Origin of the sequence: Amycolatopsis sp. lyj-346 (assembly GCF_046548975.1) — a bacterium.
GTDB lineage: Bacteria > Actinomycetota > Actinomycetes > Mycobacteriales > Pseudonocardiaceae > Amycolatopsis.
This window is the reverse complement of the sequence record NZ_JAJPWT010000001.1, coordinates 77855-91570: the sequence shown is the minus strand read 5'-3', so window position 1 is coordinate 91570 and position 13716 is coordinate 77855. Positions and strand designations below refer to the sequence as shown.

The window sequence follows — 13716 nt, the reverse complement described above, 5'->3', positions numbered from 1 at the left end:
GGTCCCCGGCGAGCGGCGCCGTCAGAACTTGGTGCCCAGCCAGGTCATCGCCGCCGGGCCGCCGATCGAGACGCCGCCGATGTGTTCCAGCAGCGGGAACTCCTGCCACGTCACCTTCGCGCCCACGGCCTTCCATCGGTCGCGCAACGCCGTTCCGACGCTGAACGGGATCAGCTCGTCCAGCGTTCCGTGGTACAGGTACACCGGCGGCTTCGGGGCGGTCGTGCCCAGGTAGTTCTCCGCGAGGCGGGCCTGCCACCGCGGCTCGTGGATCGGGTCCGGCACCGTCACGAAGTCCTGGAGGTGCGCGAACGGTGCCGCCGCGCCGAGTTCGACGGTGCACGCCTTCGACACCCGGGCCACCGCTTCGCGGCCGCGGTCGTTCAGGATCGACGCGAACGGTACGTCGGGGTACGCCGCCGCGTAGCCGGTGGCCGCGCCGAGGACCAGGCCGAACGCCGCGCCGCCGTCGTTGGACGCGAACACCGCGTTCAGGTCCGCCGGGACCCCGCCGGCCGCCACCCCGACCACGTTCAGCGAAGGCGCGTACGTCGCTTGCAGTTCGGCGGCCCACGCCGCGGCCTGGCCGCCCTGCGAGTAGCCGAACACGCCCACCGGGCCGGCGGGGGACAGTCCCGCGCCGGTCACCCGGGAAGCGGCCCGCGCCGCGTCGAGCACCGCCCGGCCTTCGGACCGGCCGACGGCGTACGTGTGCGTTCCCGGCGTGCCGAGCCCTTCGTAGTCGGTGACGACGACGGCCCAGCCCTGCGACAGCGCCTGTGCCAGCAACGCGCTCTCGTTCTCGATGCCGTGGGCCAGGAGGTTCGAGGGCGCGCACTGGTCGCCGAGGCCGTGCGTGCCCACCGCGTAGCTGATCAGCGGACGCGGGCCGCCGCGCAGCCACGGCGTCGCGGGTACCAGCAGCGTGCCGGAGACGGCGTTCGGCTCGCCGGTGGCCGATGTCGAGCGGTAGAGGAGGTGCCAGGCCTTGACGGGAGCCGGGAACGGACCGACGAACACCGTCGTCGGGCGCTGTTCGAGCAGCACGCCCGGATCCGCGTGTGCCGAGGGGGCGGCTGTCACGAACAAGAGCGCGACGGCGACCAGTAACCGACGAAGCATCGTTGCCTCCGGTGTTTGGTAATCGAGGTTTTCACAATTTAGCCAGCCCGGTAGGATCCGGCAATCCCTCAGAAGGAGGACACACCCGTTGGCTCGCACGTACGGCGGCGTCGCACCCGAACAACGTCGCGCCGACCGCCGGGAGCGGCTGCTCGCGGCCGGTCTCGAGCTGTTCACCACGACCGGCTTCCGGCAGACGAAGATCACCGAGGTGTGCGCCCGCGCCGGGGTGTCCACGCGGAACTTCTACGAGGAGTTCACCGGCAAGGAGGACGTGCTGCGCACCCTCCACGACCGGATCAACAGCCTCGCGCTCGAACACGTGACCGCCGCGCTCGACAACGTCGCCGAGGCTGACGCCGTCACCCGCATCGCCACGCTGCTCGACGTCTTCATCGACACGGTCACCGTGGACCCCCGGCTGCCGCGGCTGAACTACGTCGAAGCCGTCGGCGTCAGCGCGGAGCTGGAGGAGCAGCACCAGGTGTGGGTCGACCGCTGGGCGACGTTCATCGAGACGGAGGCCCGGCGCGCGGCCGCGCACGGCGCCGCGCCCGACCGCGACTACCGGCTGACGGCGATCGCGCTGGTCGGAGCGGCCACCGGCCTGCTGCGCGAGTGGCAGGCGCACGAGCCGCCGCTGCCGGTGGAAGACGTCGGCGCGGAGCTGCGCGCGATGATGCTGGCGGCCATCATGCGGCCGGAGAAAATCTCAGAGATCCCGGGCAACCCCGGCGTGCCCTCCGGCGTGGAACAGTCGAGCCGGGTGGGAGAGCAGGGGGGAACCCGGCGAACGTGAAGGCCCCTTCCCCGGCCGCGAACGCCGGGGAAGGGGCCTTCACAGACGCTACGGCGTCCGGACGGCAGGCAGGCCGAGCGCGACCGGGCCGGTCGTCTGGCACACGTCGTGGCAGGTGCTGTCGAGCGTGCAGCACAGCGAGCAGATCGGGCCGTCCTGCTTCGCGCAGTCGGCGACGTCCGGCAGCTCGTACGGGTCGCCGCAGACCGAGCAAAGGTGCGTGGCGCGCAGGTCGACGTCGGTGTCCGGGCCGGCGACCGTGTTCGGCCGCGCCAGGTAGTACTTCCCCTTCGTTGCGACGGCCAGCGTCGGCACCAGGATGATGGCGATGACCAGCGCGAGCAGTGGGCTGAACGCGGCGAGGAACGGTCCGAACGCACCGAAGTACGCCACGATCGACACCGCCGACGCGACCACCATCGAGCCGAACCCGACCGGGTTGATCTTGTGCAGGTAGGCCCGCTTGAACTCGATGTAGCGCGGCGACAGGCCCAGCGGCTTGGCGATCACCAGGTCGGCGCAGACGGCGCCGATCCACGCGATGGCGACGTTCGAGTAGAAGCCCAGGATCTTGTTCAGGAAGCCGAACGCGCCGAACTCCATCAGCGCGAGCGCGATCCCGCAGTTGACCAGCACGTACCAGACGCGGCCGGGGTGCTTGTGCAGCACGCGGGAGAAGAAGTTCGCGAACGACAGCGAGCCGGAGTAGGCGTTGGTGGTGTTGATCTTGATCTGCGAGACGACGACGAACAGCGCGGCGAACGTCAGCGCCACCGGTCCGAGCGCCGGTTTCACCGCTTCGAGGTACGGCGCGATCGGCTCCAGCGCGTGCGTCTTCCCGACCACGCCGAGGGCGAGGAACGCCAGCAGCGCGCCACCGATCTGCTTCGCGGCGCCGAGGATCACCCAACCGGGTCCCGCGGCGAGCACCGCCGCCCACCACGACCGCTTGTTCTCCGCGGTTTTTTCGGGCATGAACCGCAGGTAGTCGGCCTGCTCGCCGATCTGCCCGATCAGCGACAGCGCCACACCCATGCCGAGGCCGAACCCGATCGCGGAGAACCCGGAGCCGGCGCCTTCGGTGCCCCCGAACCGGGCGAACTCGGCGAACTTGCCCGGCTCGCGGACCAGCACGACGACGAACGGCAGCACCAGGCCGGCGATCCACAGCGGCTGCGTCCAGGTCTGCATCTTCGCGACCGCGCCCATGCCGTAGAGCGCGAACGGCAGCACGATCAGCGTGGACAGGAGGTAGCCGATGGGCAGCGGGATGCCGAGGGCGAGCTCGAAGGCCTGGCCCATGATCGAGCCTTCGAGCGAGAAGAAGATGACGGTGAAGCTCGCGTACACGAGCGACGTCAGCGTCGACCCGAAGTAGCCGAAGCCGGCTCCGCGGGTCAGCAGGTCCATGTCCACTCCGGACTTCGCGCAGGCGGCCGCGATGGGCACGCCGGTCACGAAGATGACGACGGCCGCGGCGAGGATCGCCAGCACGCCGGAGGTGAAGCCGTAGGAGAGGACGATGCTGGCGCCGATGGCGAAGTCGGCGAGGTAGGCGATGCCGCCCAGCGCCGTCGTCGCGACGACGAACGGCGACCATTTCCGGAACGAATGAGCGGCGAAGCGCAGTGAGTAGTCCTCGCGATTTTCGTTCGCCGCGAGCGGGGCGTACCGGCGCTTCGGCGGGGCGCTCTCTTCTGCGTTGGACAGGGTCTCGGTCATGCCTGCCTCCGGGGTGGTGGGGAACGCGCCGAAGGTAGGGGTTTCCTGTATCGATCCTGGTCCGGCGGGTAACGCGAGGGTTACAGCTTGTTGTCCAGCGGTTACGGGCTGGTGGCGGAAAGGGGGTGGCGGGTGTCACCGTTCAGTGGGTTCCGCTGCCGCGCGCGAGGCCCTAACGTGCGCAGGAGCCGAAGTGACAGCTGCCCCGACCGGGTACGGAGGTTTGGCGATGATGCCGGAGATCGAGGACCAGGTGGAAGACGCCGTAGTGCGCCTGCCCGGAATGCGCGTCGCCTACGACAGCGCGGCGTTCGACGAAACCGCCTTGGCAGCCACCTGGACCGACCAGCTGCAGGGCTGGCTGAACCAGGCCGTGGCCGCCGGCATACCCGAACCGAACGCGATGGTGCTGGCGACGGCGGACGCCGAAGGCCGCCCGTCGTCCCGGACGGTCCTGTGCAAGGGCCTCGACGACCGGGGCGTGGTGTTCTACACGAACTACACGTCGTCGAAGAGCCACGACCTGACGGCGACGAGGTACGCGTCGGTGACGTTCCCCTGGTACGCGCTCCACCGCCAGGTCCACGTCCGCGGCGAGGTCGAGAAGGTCGGCGTCAAGGAAACGGCGGAGTACTGGGCCCAGCGCCCCCGCGGCTCCCAGCTGGGGGCGTGGGCGTCACCGCAGTCCCGCGTGGTCGACGGCCGCCGGGCACTGGAAAACGCGCTGCACGGAATCGAGCGGCGCTTCGCGGACGTCGAGCAGATCCCGGCCCCGCCGCACTGGGGCGGCTGGCGGATCCGCCCGGACCTGGTGGAGTTCTGGCAGGGCCGCGAGGACCGCATGCACGACCGGCTGCGGTACGTGCGCAACGACGACGGGTGGAACATCGAGCGCGTGGCCCCGTAGGCCCGGCGGGCTGTCCACAAGTCGCCGGCCATGTGGACAGCCCGGCTCCTGCGGCGGCTTTTCGGGCTTTTTCCCGGAGGGGCGCGATACGCTGGACAAGGGCACGCCCCCCGGGACAGGGCGGGGTTCCGGCAAAGTCGTGTCGTTGCAGGCAGGCACGGCTCTCGGTGCTGATCATGTGGTTGTCGAAGCCCATGATCTGTGAGAAAGCCGTGCCTGCAGTTGCACCTTCTCCCATTCCTGCCGTGTTGACCCGACTGGCCTCCGCCGACCTCAAACAGGTAGCTGACCTGCGTGAATACCTGGCTTCGGTGCCCGACCCGCGACAGCAACGCGGGGTGCGGCACTCCTTGGGATCCATCCTGGCGCCGGCCGCGGCCGCGGCCGCAGCGGGCGCCCAGTCGTTCACCGCGATCGGGGAATGGGCCGCAGACGCACCACAGCGAGTACTGGCCCGCCTAGGCGCCCGGTTCGACCCCCGCCGCAACCGGCACATCGCCCCGGACGAAGCCACCCTGCGGCGGGTCCTCTCCAACATCGACGCCGACGACCCCGACACCGCAATCAGCGACTGGATCACCACCACCACCGCACCGGCGATCGCGGTGGACGGCAAATCCCTGCGCGGCACCTTCACCCGCACCGGCGGCGCAGGCGTGCATCTGCTCTCGGCGCTGACCCGCCACAACGGGACCGTCCTCACCCAACAGCAGGTCACCGCCGGGACCCAAGCCAACCATCACACCAGCACCGGAATCGGGCACGGACGGCTCGAACAACGCACCACCGAAGTCCTGCCCGCACCGGCAGATCCCGGCTTCCCCGCCACCACACAGGTCTTCCGAATCACCCGCTACCACACCCACCACACCACCACCGGCACCCGCGAAACCCACACCACCCACGGCGTCACCAACCTGCCCGCCGACACCAACCCCGCAGACATCGCCACCCACCTACGCCGACACCGGGAAATCGAAAACCGGCTGCACCGGGTCCGCGACATCACCTACCGCGAAGACGCACCCCGCGTCCGCACCGACACCACACCCCGCGCCATGACCACCCTCCGCAACCTCCCCATCAACGCCCCACGCACCACCGGCCACACCAACATCGCCACAGCACAACGCCACATGGCCCGAAACACCACCCGACCAGCACAACGACTTTGCCGGACCCCTGCCGGGAAGGGCGGGGGCTGCGCTGGTGGGCTCTGCCTCCCCGGGCGACACAAATCACGCGACCCGAGATAGTTAGCCCCGCTAAGCTCATGGGTTGTGACTGGTGAACCGGGGACCTTGCCGCCCCGCTCGGGCATTCGCAAGGTCCTCGGCCGCGTCATCGTCGACACGCGGCCGCTGAAGATTCCGGCCTTCCGGCGGCTCTGGCTGTCCACTGTGGTCACCGCCGTCGGCACTCAGCTGACCGCCGTCGCCGTGCCCAAGCAGGTCTTCGACCTCACCGGGTCCTCCGCCTACGTCGGCCTCACCGGGCTCGTCGCGCTCGTTCCGCTCCTGATCTTCGGGCTCTGGGGCGGCGCTGTCGCCGATGCCGTCGATCGGCGGAAGCTGCTCTTCGTCACCAACGTCGGCGTCGCGATCACCTCCGCGCTCCTCTGGGTGCAAGCCTTCGCGCAGTTCGGCTCGGTGTGGCTCGTGCTCGGCCTGCTCGCCGTCAACCAGGCCTTCTTCGCCATCAACATGCCCACCCGCGGTGCCGTGGTCGCGCGGCTCGTGCCCGCCGAGCTGCTGCCGTCGGCCAACGCCCTTAACACCACCATGGCCACCTTCGGGGCCGTCTTCGGGCCGCTGCTCGCCGGTGCGCTGATCCCCGTCCTCGGCCTCTCCACCCTCTACCTGGTCGACGTCGTCGCACTGACGATCACGCTCATCGCCGTCTGGCGGCTGCCGTCGATCCCGCCGCTCAACGGCCCCTCGCGCCGGGCCGGCCTCCGGGACGTCGTCGACGGCTTCCGGTACCTCGCCGGGCAGCGGGTCCTGCTGGCCTCCTTCGTCGCCGACATCATCGCCATGGTCTTCGGGATGCCGCGGGCGCTGATTCCGGAGATGGCCGAGCGCACGTTCGGCGACCCGCCCGGCGGCGGCCCCGCGCTCGGCTGGCTCTACGCCGCCCTGCCCGCCGGGGCGATGCTGATCGGGCTCTTCTCCGGCTGGCTGACGCGCATCCACCGCCAAGGCGTCGCGGTCGTCGTCGCGATCTGCGCGTGGGGTGCGGCGGTGGCCGCGTTCGGGCTCGCGCACTCGCTTTGGCTCGCCGTCGTCTTCATGGCGCTGGCCGGTGCCGCGGACATGGTCAGCGCCGTCTACCGGATGGCGATCCTGCAGGTCGCGACCACCGACGAGATGCGCGGCCGGCTCCAGGGCGTCTTCACGGTCGTCGTCGCGGGCGGCCCCCGGATCGCCGACGTCACCCACGGCTGGGGCGCCGCCGCGTTCGGCACCGCCGCCGCGGCGAGCGTCGGCGGGCTGCTGGTCATCGTGCTCGTGTGCGCGTCGATGTTCCTGCTCCCGGCATTCTGGCGATACCGGGCACCGACGGTTTGATTCATCCGGGCTAGGGTGCGGACATGCGAACCCTTGCCGTCGCTTTTGTCGCTTTTGTCGCGCTGACTGCCTGCTCTTCGGGGGACGAGCCGTCGAAGGCCCCGTCGCCGTCCGCCGCCCCGAAGCCGGCGCCGAGCTCGAACGCCGCCGCCGCGGCGTCGCTCGACCCGTGCAAGCTGCTGCCCGCGGAGGCCGTGTCGAAGGCGCTGTTCCTCGACAACCTCAAGGCGGTGCCGGGTCCGGTCCAGGACACCGCGGCCAACGGCGGCAAGGCCCGCAGCTGCGAGTACCAGCACGACGGCAAGGCCGCCGGTGCGCTCGCGGTTACGCGCTACGAGGGCAAGCAGAGCAAGCCCGCCGAAATGCTCGCCTCGATCAAGAAGGCGAAGCCGGGCGCCCAGGACGTCCCGGGCTTCCCGGACGGCGCCGTCTACTACGTCGACGGCCAGAAGACGGCCACCCTCGCCTCGGCCGAACTCGTGGCGGGCACGCCGGTGCTGATCAACTACACCGGTCCGGCGAAGATGACGGCGGAGCAGCTCACCCCGCTCGTCAAGCAGGCCCTCGCCGCCGGCTGATCAAGCCCAGCCGACGAGCCGCCGCTCCGACAGCGTCCCCGCGGGCGCCAGCTGCGGCAACGCGGGCCGTGCGATCGCGCCCGGCGTGGCCGGCGACGCGAACCACTCGCCCTGCGCGGTCTGGTAGAGCACCGTCGTCCGGTCCGGTGCGGCGGCCGCCTTGGCGATCCGCGGCTCGGACCGCTCGACGAGCTTGGTCAGCTGCGGTGTCCCGCCGTCGAGGTGCAGCCGCAGCAGCACGCCGTGCTCGTCGGAGCCGGTGACGGCGGACAGCAGCACCGTCGTCGCGTCGAGCGCGGCGACGAAGTTGTAGGTCGCGCCCGGTTCTTCGTAGACCGCGTAGGCGATCGCGCCCGCGGAGTCGGTCAGGTAGGCCAGGCCGTCGCCCGCGCGCTTCGCGTCCCGCCAGGTCAGCACCTGGTCGTCCGGGCCGAGCCACCAGTCCCGGACGTGCTGGTCGGAGTGGCCGTTGGGCACGATGCGCGCTTCCTCGGCCGGCGTGCCGAGCTGCCGGTGGTCGACGGAGTACACCGCCTGGCCGTCGTCGAAGAACAGCTTCGAGCCGGCCGGGCCGAACCGCGGGTTCCGGAAGCGGGCCGCCTTTTCGCTCATCGTCCGGTCCGGGGCCGGGACGACCCCGGTGCGCTCGTAGCGCCGGTCGGCGGTGTTGAGCCGGAACACCTCGACGCCTTCACCGGTCTCGAGCGTGGCGTACTGCCCGTCGGGCGAGATGACGTCGAGTTTCGACGTCGGCGTGCTGAAGCGGTGCAGCGAAGTGTCCCGGCCCGGCAGCGGGAGGACCGTCCCGAGCGCACCGGTGACCGGGTCGGCGAACGCCACCTCGTCGAGGCCGGCCCCGCTCTGCCGCTGCAGCAGCACGACACCGGAGAGGTCGAGCGGCGCCTCCTCCTGCGTCGCGGCCGCGGCCGGACGCGGCGCCGGGTCACTCCCGCACGCCGTCGTCACCGCGGCCACCACCCCGAGCACGACCGCGCACCAGCGGATCTTCGCCACCATCGAACCTCCCGTCGTCGAAGGCTCAGATGGGGCGGGAGATCATTCGGTTCCGGGCATCATCGGCGCAGTGCGGCCAGCTCGACCGGGCTGTGCGCCGAGAACACCGTGACGTCGTCCTGGTGGGCCCGAGCCAGCTCGTGCAGCCGCGCCAGGTTCTCCAGCCGCGGCCCGCGCAGGGTCTGGACGAGGGTCTGGAACGCCGTCAGGCCCGGCGGGCAGTGCGGGGCCACCGGGTCCAGCTGGCCGTGGAAGAAGTACGCGTCGCCGGCGTGCAGGAGCCAGCCGTCGCCGGTGTCGACCGCCACGCCCGTGTGGCCGCGCGTGTGGCCGGTCAGCGGGACCAGCAGGATCTCCTCCGGCAGGCCCTTGAGCGACCGGACCGCCTCGAAGCCGAACCACGGCTCGCCCGTCTCGTCGTAGGTGCTCCACAGCGGGCGGTGCGCGAACTGCGCCGCGCGGTAGCGGTTCTTCTCGGCCGCGTTCGCCGGCGCCGTCGCGGATCGTTGCTCCTCCGCGCGGACGTGCACGACGGCGTTGGGGAAGTCGGCCAGCCCGCCCGCGTGGTCGACGTCGAGGTGCGTCGCCACGATGTGCCGGACGTCGGCCGGGTCCAGGCCGAGCGCCTCGATCTGCGCGACGGCCGTCTCGGCCGCTTCGAGCCGGGCGCCGACCGCCGTCAGGAAGAAGCTGCCGAGCCACTCGCGGGGCCGGGCGACGGCCTGGCTGCCGAACCCGGTGTCGACCAGCACCAGGCTGTCGCCGGTCTCGATCAGCAGGCAGTGGGCGACCAGCTCCGCGCGCCGCAGCAGGCCGGGCTCGCCGTCGAGCAGCTTGCCACCCGCCGGGCGCATCGTTCCGCAGTTCAGGTGGTGCACCTTCATACGCTGCTCCTGGTGCTCAGCCGGAGGAATTCGGTCTCGTCGTGCGCGGCGAAGACGGTGACCTCGTCGCCGTGCTCCTGAACAAGCTGGCGCAGGCGGCGGTGATTGTCCAGCCGGGCGCCACCGACGGTCTCCATCCGGCCCTCGAACCACTTCAGGCCCGGCGGGCAGTGCGGCTCGGCCGCGACCTGGCCGTGGAAGAAGTACGAGTCACCGGCGTTGAGCAGCCAGCCGTGCCCGGTGTCGACGGCGACCCCGGCGTGCCCGCGCGTGTGCCCCGACAGCGGGACCAGCAGGATCTCCGGCGGCAGGCCGTCGAGCTGCCGGACGGCGCCGAAGCCGAACCACGGCTCGCCGGTGTCCGCATAGGACGTCCACTGTGGACCATGGGCGAACTGGATCCGGCGGTAGCGGCCGCGTTCGGCGGCGTCACGCGGCTCGGTGAAGGCGCGCAGCTCCTCGGCGTAGACGTGCACGCGCGCCCACGGGAAGTCGATCAGCCCGCCGGCGTGGTCGAGGTCGAGGTGGGTGAGCACGATGTCGCGGACGTCCGCCGGGTCGAAGCCGAGCGCGCGGATCTGGGCCACGGCGGTCTGCGCGGGATCGGCGATCGGGTTGGACTGGCGGACGAACCCGGCGCCGAGCCAGGCGGCGCGGTCGACCGCGGCCGGCGTGCCCATGCCGGTTTCGACGAGCACGAGCCCGGTGGCGGTTTCGAGCAGCAGGCAGTGGCAGACCATGGTGGCGCGCCGGAACAGGCCCGGCCGCCCGTCGATGAGCTTGCCGCCGAGCGGGCGCATGGTGCCGCAGTTGAGGTGGTGGACGCGCATCAGGAGAACTCCCGGTCGAGGGTGGCGTGCAGGTGGGTGGCGACGGCGCGCAGCGGCGCGACGTCCCGCCGGGTGCGGGCCAGCAGTAGCCCGCCTTCGATCGCGGCGAGCACGACGGTGGCCAGCTCGTCCGCGCGTTCGGCCGAAAGCCCTTGCCCGGCCAGGTAACCGGCGAGGATGCCGTGCCAGGACGAGTAGCCGTCCGCGCAGGCTTCCCGGATGGGCTCACTCGCCGCGGCGGCGTCCAGCGCGACCGTCGCAAGTGGACAGCCGCGCTGGAAGTCCGACCCGGTGAGGAAGCCCGCGAGGGTGTCGACGGCGCGGTCGATGCCGGTCGCGGCGTCGGGCGCATCGGTCATGATCGCCACGAGGAGTGCGCCCGTGCGTTCGCTCGACAGCCGGACGGCTTCGGCGGCGAGCTGCTCCTTGCCGCCGGGGAAGTGGAAGTAGAGCGACCCCTTCGGCGCACCACCGGCCGTCGTCAGCTGGGTGAGGCCGGTGGCGTGGTAGCCCTGGGTCTGGAACAGGTCGGCGGCGGTGTCGAGCATCCGCTGCCGCGTGTCGGTGCGGCGAACCATGACCTGACCGTAGCGCAAATTATGACGACCGGTCTAGTGACTTTGTGAATCGGTAAGGTCGTGCGCATGGGCAACCCGACCGGTCAGCAGTTCGAGATCACCCGCGGCAACGCGCGTGCCGTCGTCACCGAAATCGGTGCGGGGCTGCGCGCGTTCGAAGTCGGCGGCGTGCCGTACGTCGAGGAGTTCCCCGAAGACGCCCACCCGCCGAAGGGCGCCGGGCAGGTGCTGCTGCCCTGGCCGAACCGCACCAAGGGCGGCCAGTGGACGTTCCAGGGGGAGACGCAGCAGCTCGAGGTCACCGAGGAGGCGCGCGGCAACGCCATCCACGGCCTGACCCGCCACCTCGAGTGGGAACTGCTGGAGCACGCCGAATCGTCGGTCACCCTGGCCGTCGACGTCGCGGTGCAGCCCGGCTGGCCGGTGCCGCTGCGCGCGACGGTGACCTACGAGCTCGCGCCGCGCGAACTGACCGTCACCCACGAGATCCGCAACGAAGGCGAGCAGCCGGTCGGTGTCGGCGTCGGCACGCACCCGTACTTCCGGATCGGCGACGTCCCGACCGACGAGCTGACGCTGACGCTGCCGGCGAGCCGCGTCCGGCCGTCCCTGCCCGACGAGCAGATGCCGTACGCCGAAGAGCAGGACGTCGACGGCACGGAGTACGACTTCCGCGCCGGCCGCCTGCTGGCGGGGGTCAACCTGGACACGGCGTTCGGCGGCCTCGCGGCGGCCGAGGACGGCCGGCACCACGTCGTCCTGAGCCATGAGGGCCAGGAACTGCTGGTCTGGACCGGCCCCGACTTCCGCTGGGCCCAGGTGTTCACCCCGGACGACCTGGTCGGCCGCGGCCGGGCGGTCGCGATCGAGCCGATGACCTGCCCGGCCGACGCGCTCAACACGGGCACCGACCTGATCGAGCTGGAGCCGTCGGCGTCGTGGTCGGGCAGCTGGGGCATCCGGGTCCGGTGACGCCGCTTCGCCTGAGCGTCGCCGACGCGGGCGAAGTCCTGACGCTGCAACGGGCCGCGTACGTCACCGAGGCTCGCGCGCACGGGGACTTGGACCTGCCACCGTTGCTGGAAACCCTGGACGAGACGCGGGTGGCGCTGGCGGGCTGGTCCTGGGGACTGCGGGAGGCGGGCCGCCTGGTGGCGTCGGTGCGGCTGACGGTGACGGGGCCGGTCGGGGTGATCGGCAGGCTGGTCGTCGCCCCGGACCGGCAGGGTGCCGGGCTGGGCGGCGGGTTGCTGCGGTTGGCCGAGTCGGCGGCCCCGCCGGAGGTGACGCTGTTCCGGCTCTTCACCGGCTCCAAGAGCGCCGGGCCGCTGCACCTGTACGCCAAGCACGGGTACCGGGAGACACACCGGACGCCCGAGAACAACCACGAGCTGGTGCACCTGGAAAAGCCCCGGATTCCTTAGGCGGCACCGGCCCGTGCCCTCACGCGGCGGTGGTGCGGTCGTGGGTGAGGAAGGCGGTGCCGATGGAGCAGGTGCCTTCGGCGGTCACCGACCGCGCGGCGCGGGCCGGGGCGGGCAGCGTCTCGGGGTAGTGCGAGGGGTGTTCAGTGGTGGTCGGCCCACTGGACGACCTGGACGATGACGCCGTTGGGGTCGGTCACCTGGAACAGGCGTTCACCCCAGGGTTCCTCGCGCAGCGGCATGGTGATCGGCGCGCCCGCGGCCCGCAGCCGCGCCTCCTCCTCGTCGAGCCCCTCGGCCAGGGTGTAGGCGAGGATCAGGCCGCCGGCGCGCTGGTCGCGCTGCTCCGGCGGCAGCACCTCGATCCCGCGGGCGAGCAGGACGACGTCGAAGGCGTCGGGACGGGTGAGGGACGCGAAGCCCTCGGCGGCCTGCTGGACGGTGTAGCCGAGGTGAGTGGTGAAGAACTCCTGCGAAGCGGCGACGTCGTCGATGGTCAGCGAGACGGTGGAAGCGGTGAACTGCACGGGACTCCTTGGGTGGTGCGTCGTAAACTTGCTACCGACGTAAGATTAGCCTGAGCTGACGGAAGGTGTCAACATAAATTTGCTACGAGGGTAAGATTGCGTCATGACTATCGAGACCACCGGCGGCGGGCTCCGCGAGACCAAGAAGCAGGAGACCCGGCAGCTCATCTCCGACCACGCGACCCGGCTGTTCATGGCCCAGGGTTTCGAGGAGACGACCATCGCCGAGATCGCCGCCGCCGCCCGCGTCGCCAAGAAGACCGTCACCAACTACTTCGCGCGCAAGGAAGACCTGGCCCTGGACCACCAGGAGGAGTTCGCCGCCTCCCTGGCCCACGCCGTGGCCACGCGTGCTCCGGGGCAATCGGCGCTGGCCGCGCTCCGCGACGCGTTCGCCGACGCGGTCGCCACCCGGAACCCGGTCGCGGGCTTCTCCGGCCCGGACTTCGCCCGCATGATCGCCGACAGCCCGACCTTGACCGCCTGCCTGCGCGGCCTGCACGACCAACGCGAACACCGGCTGGCCCAGGCGCTGGCCGAGGCCGAGGGCGCCCGGCCCGACGACATCGCCGTCGAGACCACCGCCGGCCTGCTGGGCGCCGTCCACCGGGTGCTGTTCCAGCGCATCCAGGCCCTCACCCTCGCCGGGCACGCCAACGACCGGATCGCCGCCGTCATCGCCGCCGAGGCCACCCGGGCCTTCGATCTGCTGGAGGCCGGGTTGTCCGGCGACGTCACCCCTCAGCCGTCCTGAGCCGAGGCCC

The 13716-nt window shown here is 71.3% G+C and carries 15 protein-coding genes; 8 read left to right on the top strand and 7 right to left on the bottom strand.

Annotated features, from left to right (window positions below):
• Nucleotides 1-21: 21 nt before the first annotated feature.
• Nucleotides 22-1122: a lipase family protein gene (locus ACLJQE_RS00465; RefSeq protein WP_410636915.1), complete on the bottom strand. Its 1101-nt coding sequence runs from the start codon at nt 1120-1122 to the stop codon at nt 22-24.
• Nucleotides 1123-1210: 88 nt separating this feature from the next.
• Here ACLJQE_RS00465 and ACLJQE_RS00460 point away from each other — a divergent pair, with 88 nt between their 5' ends.
• The gene (locus ACLJQE_RS00460; RefSeq protein ID WP_410636914.1) at nt 1211-1921 is read left to right on the top strand and encodes a TetR/AcrR family transcriptional regulator; all 711 of its coding nucleotides are present in this window, start codon (nt 1211-1213) and stop codon (nt 1919-1921) included.
• A 48-nt stretch (nt 1922-1969) separates the two neighbouring features.
• Here the strand turns inward: ACLJQE_RS00460 and ACLJQE_RS00455 are convergent, their stop codons facing one another.
• A complete protein-coding gene (locus ACLJQE_RS00455; RefSeq protein WP_410636913.1) occupies nt 1970-3643 on the bottom strand; it encodes a purine-cytosine permease family protein in 1674 nt (557 codons plus the stop codon).
• A 229-nt stretch (nt 3644-3872) separates the two neighbouring features.
• Here ACLJQE_RS00455 and pdxH point away from each other — a divergent pair, with 229 nt between their 5' ends.
• The 4 genes from pdxH to ACLJQE_RS00435 all read left to right on the top strand — a co-directional run bounded on the left by pdxH (nt 3873) and on the right by ACLJQE_RS00435 (nt 7695).
• Nucleotides 3873-4550: a pyridoxamine 5'-phosphate oxidase gene (gene pdxH, locus ACLJQE_RS00450; protein WP_410638263.1), complete on the top strand. Its 678-nt coding sequence runs from the start codon at nt 3873-3875 to the stop codon at nt 4548-4550.
• A 176-nt stretch (nt 4551-4726) separates the two neighbouring features.
• Entirely contained in the window at nt 4727-5806 is a 1080-nt protein-coding gene (locus tag ACLJQE_RS00445; protein ID WP_410638262.1) for a transposase family protein, read from the top strand.
• Between the two features lie 45 nt (nt 5807-5851).
• Nucleotides 5852-7117 (top strand): MFS transporter, encoded by a 1266-nt coding sequence (locus ACLJQE_RS00440; protein ID WP_410638261.1) that lies wholly within the window; start codon nt 5852-5854, stop codon nt 7115-7117.
• 23 nt (nt 7118-7140) lie between these two features.
• Nucleotides 7141-7695, top strand: a complete 555-nt coding sequence (locus ACLJQE_RS00435) for a DUF3558 family protein (protein ID WP_410636912.1) — start codon at nt 7141-7143, stop codon at nt 7693-7695.
• Here ACLJQE_RS00435 and ACLJQE_RS00430 read toward each other — a convergent pair whose 3' ends face one another.
• From ACLJQE_RS00430 to ACLJQE_RS00415, 4 genes are read right to left on the bottom strand one after another with little or no spacing between them, the layout of a single operon-like run.
• On the bottom strand, nt 7696-8712 hold the full coding sequence (locus tag ACLJQE_RS00430) for a hypothetical protein (protein ID WP_410636911.1): 1017 nt from the start codon (nt 8710-8712) through the stop codon (nt 7696-7698). It abuts the gene before it with no gap.
• 56 nt (nt 8713-8768) lie between these two features.
• The gene (locus tag ACLJQE_RS00425; RefSeq protein WP_410636910.1) at nt 8769-9593 is read right to left on the bottom strand and encodes an MBL fold metallo-hydrolase; all 825 of its coding nucleotides are present in this window, start codon (nt 9591-9593) and stop codon (nt 8769-8771) included.
• Complete coding sequence (locus ACLJQE_RS00420; RefSeq protein ID WP_410636909.1) at nt 9590-10423, bottom strand: MBL fold metallo-hydrolase; 834 nt, start codon at nt 10421-10423, stop codon at nt 9590-9592. The genes ACLJQE_RS00425 and ACLJQE_RS00420 overlap by 4 nt, the downstream gene beginning before the upstream one ends.
• Nucleotides 10423-11001, bottom strand: a complete 579-nt coding sequence (locus tag ACLJQE_RS00415) for a TetR/AcrR family transcriptional regulator (RefSeq protein ID WP_410636908.1) — start codon at nt 10999-11001, stop codon at nt 10423-10425. Before ACLJQE_RS00415 ends, ACLJQE_RS00420 begins: the two co-directional genes overlap by 1 nt.
• A 66-nt stretch (nt 11002-11067) precedes the next feature.
• Here ACLJQE_RS00415 and ACLJQE_RS00410 point away from each other — a divergent pair, with 66 nt between their 5' ends.
• Together ACLJQE_RS00410 and ACLJQE_RS00405 are read left to right on the top strand one after the other, a co-directional pair.
• Nucleotides 11068-11973, top strand: coding sequence for an aldose 1-epimerase family protein (locus ACLJQE_RS00410; protein ID WP_410636907.1), 906 nt, complete (start codon nt 11068-11070; stop codon nt 11971-11973).
• Nucleotides 11940-12425 carry a GNAT family N-acetyltransferase gene (locus tag ACLJQE_RS00405; RefSeq protein ID WP_410636906.1) on the top strand — a complete coding sequence of 162 codons (486 nt, stop codon included), beginning with the start codon at nt 11940-11942 and terminating at the stop codon, nt 12423-12425. Before ACLJQE_RS00410 ends, ACLJQE_RS00405 begins: the two co-directional genes overlap by 34 nt.
• Nucleotides 12426-12568: 143 nt before the next feature.
• Here ACLJQE_RS00405 and ACLJQE_RS00400 read toward each other — a convergent pair whose 3' ends face one another.
• Nucleotides 12569-12952 carry a VOC family protein gene (locus ACLJQE_RS00400; protein ID WP_410636905.1) on the bottom strand — a complete coding sequence of 128 codons (384 nt, stop codon included), beginning with the start codon at nt 12950-12952 and terminating at the stop codon, nt 12569-12571.
• A 103-nt stretch (nt 12953-13055) separates the two neighbouring features.
• Between ACLJQE_RS00400 and ACLJQE_RS00395 the strand changes: the two genes are divergently transcribed.
• Complete coding sequence (locus tag ACLJQE_RS00395; RefSeq protein ID WP_410636904.1) at nt 13056-13706, top strand: TetR/AcrR family transcriptional regulator; 651 nt, start codon at nt 13056-13058, stop codon at nt 13704-13706.
• Nucleotides 13707-13716: the final 10 nt, after the last annotated feature.

Coding starts and splice junctions, on each gene's coding strand:
- ACLJQE_RS00465 (WP_410636915.1), bottom strand. CDS start 1,122: ATGCTTCGTCGGTTACTGGTCGCCGTCGCGCTCTTGTTCGTGACAGCC.
- ACLJQE_RS00455 (WP_410636913.1), bottom strand. CDS start 3,643: ATGACCGAGACCCTGTCCAACGCAGAAGAGAGCGCCCCGCCGAAGCGC.
- pdxH (WP_410638263.1), top strand. CDS start 3,873: ATGATGCCGGAGATCGAGGACCAGGTGGAAGACGCCGTAGTGCGCCTG.
- ACLJQE_RS00445 (WP_410638262.1), top strand. CDS start 4,727: ATGTGGTTGTCGAAGCCCATGATCTGTGAGAAAGCCGTGCCTGCAGTT.
- ACLJQE_RS00435 (WP_410636912.1), top strand. CDS start 7,141: ATGCGAACCCTTGCCGTCGCTTTTGTCGCTTTTGTCGCGCTGACTGCC.
- ACLJQE_RS00430 (WP_410636911.1), bottom strand. CDS start 8,712: ATGGTGGCGAAGATCCGCTGGTGCGCGGTCGTGCTCGGGGTGGTGGCC.
- ACLJQE_RS00425 (WP_410636910.1), bottom strand. CDS start 9,593: ATGAAGGTGCACCACCTGAACTGCGGAACGATGCGCCCGGCGGGTGGC.
- ACLJQE_RS00420 (WP_410636909.1), bottom strand. CDS start 10,423: ATGCGCGTCCACCACCTCAACTGCGGCACCATGCGCCCGCTCGGCGGC.
- ACLJQE_RS00415 (WP_410636908.1), bottom strand. CDS start 11,001: ATGGTTCGCCGCACCGACACGCGGCAGCGGATGCTCGACACCGCCGCC.
- ACLJQE_RS00410 (WP_410636907.1), top strand. CDS start 11,068: ATGGGCAACCCGACCGGTCAGCAGTTCGAGATCACCCGCGGCAACGCG.
- ACLJQE_RS00395 (WP_410636904.1), top strand. CDS start 13,056: ATGACTATCGAGACCACCGGCGGCGGGCTCCGCGAGACCAAGAAGCAG.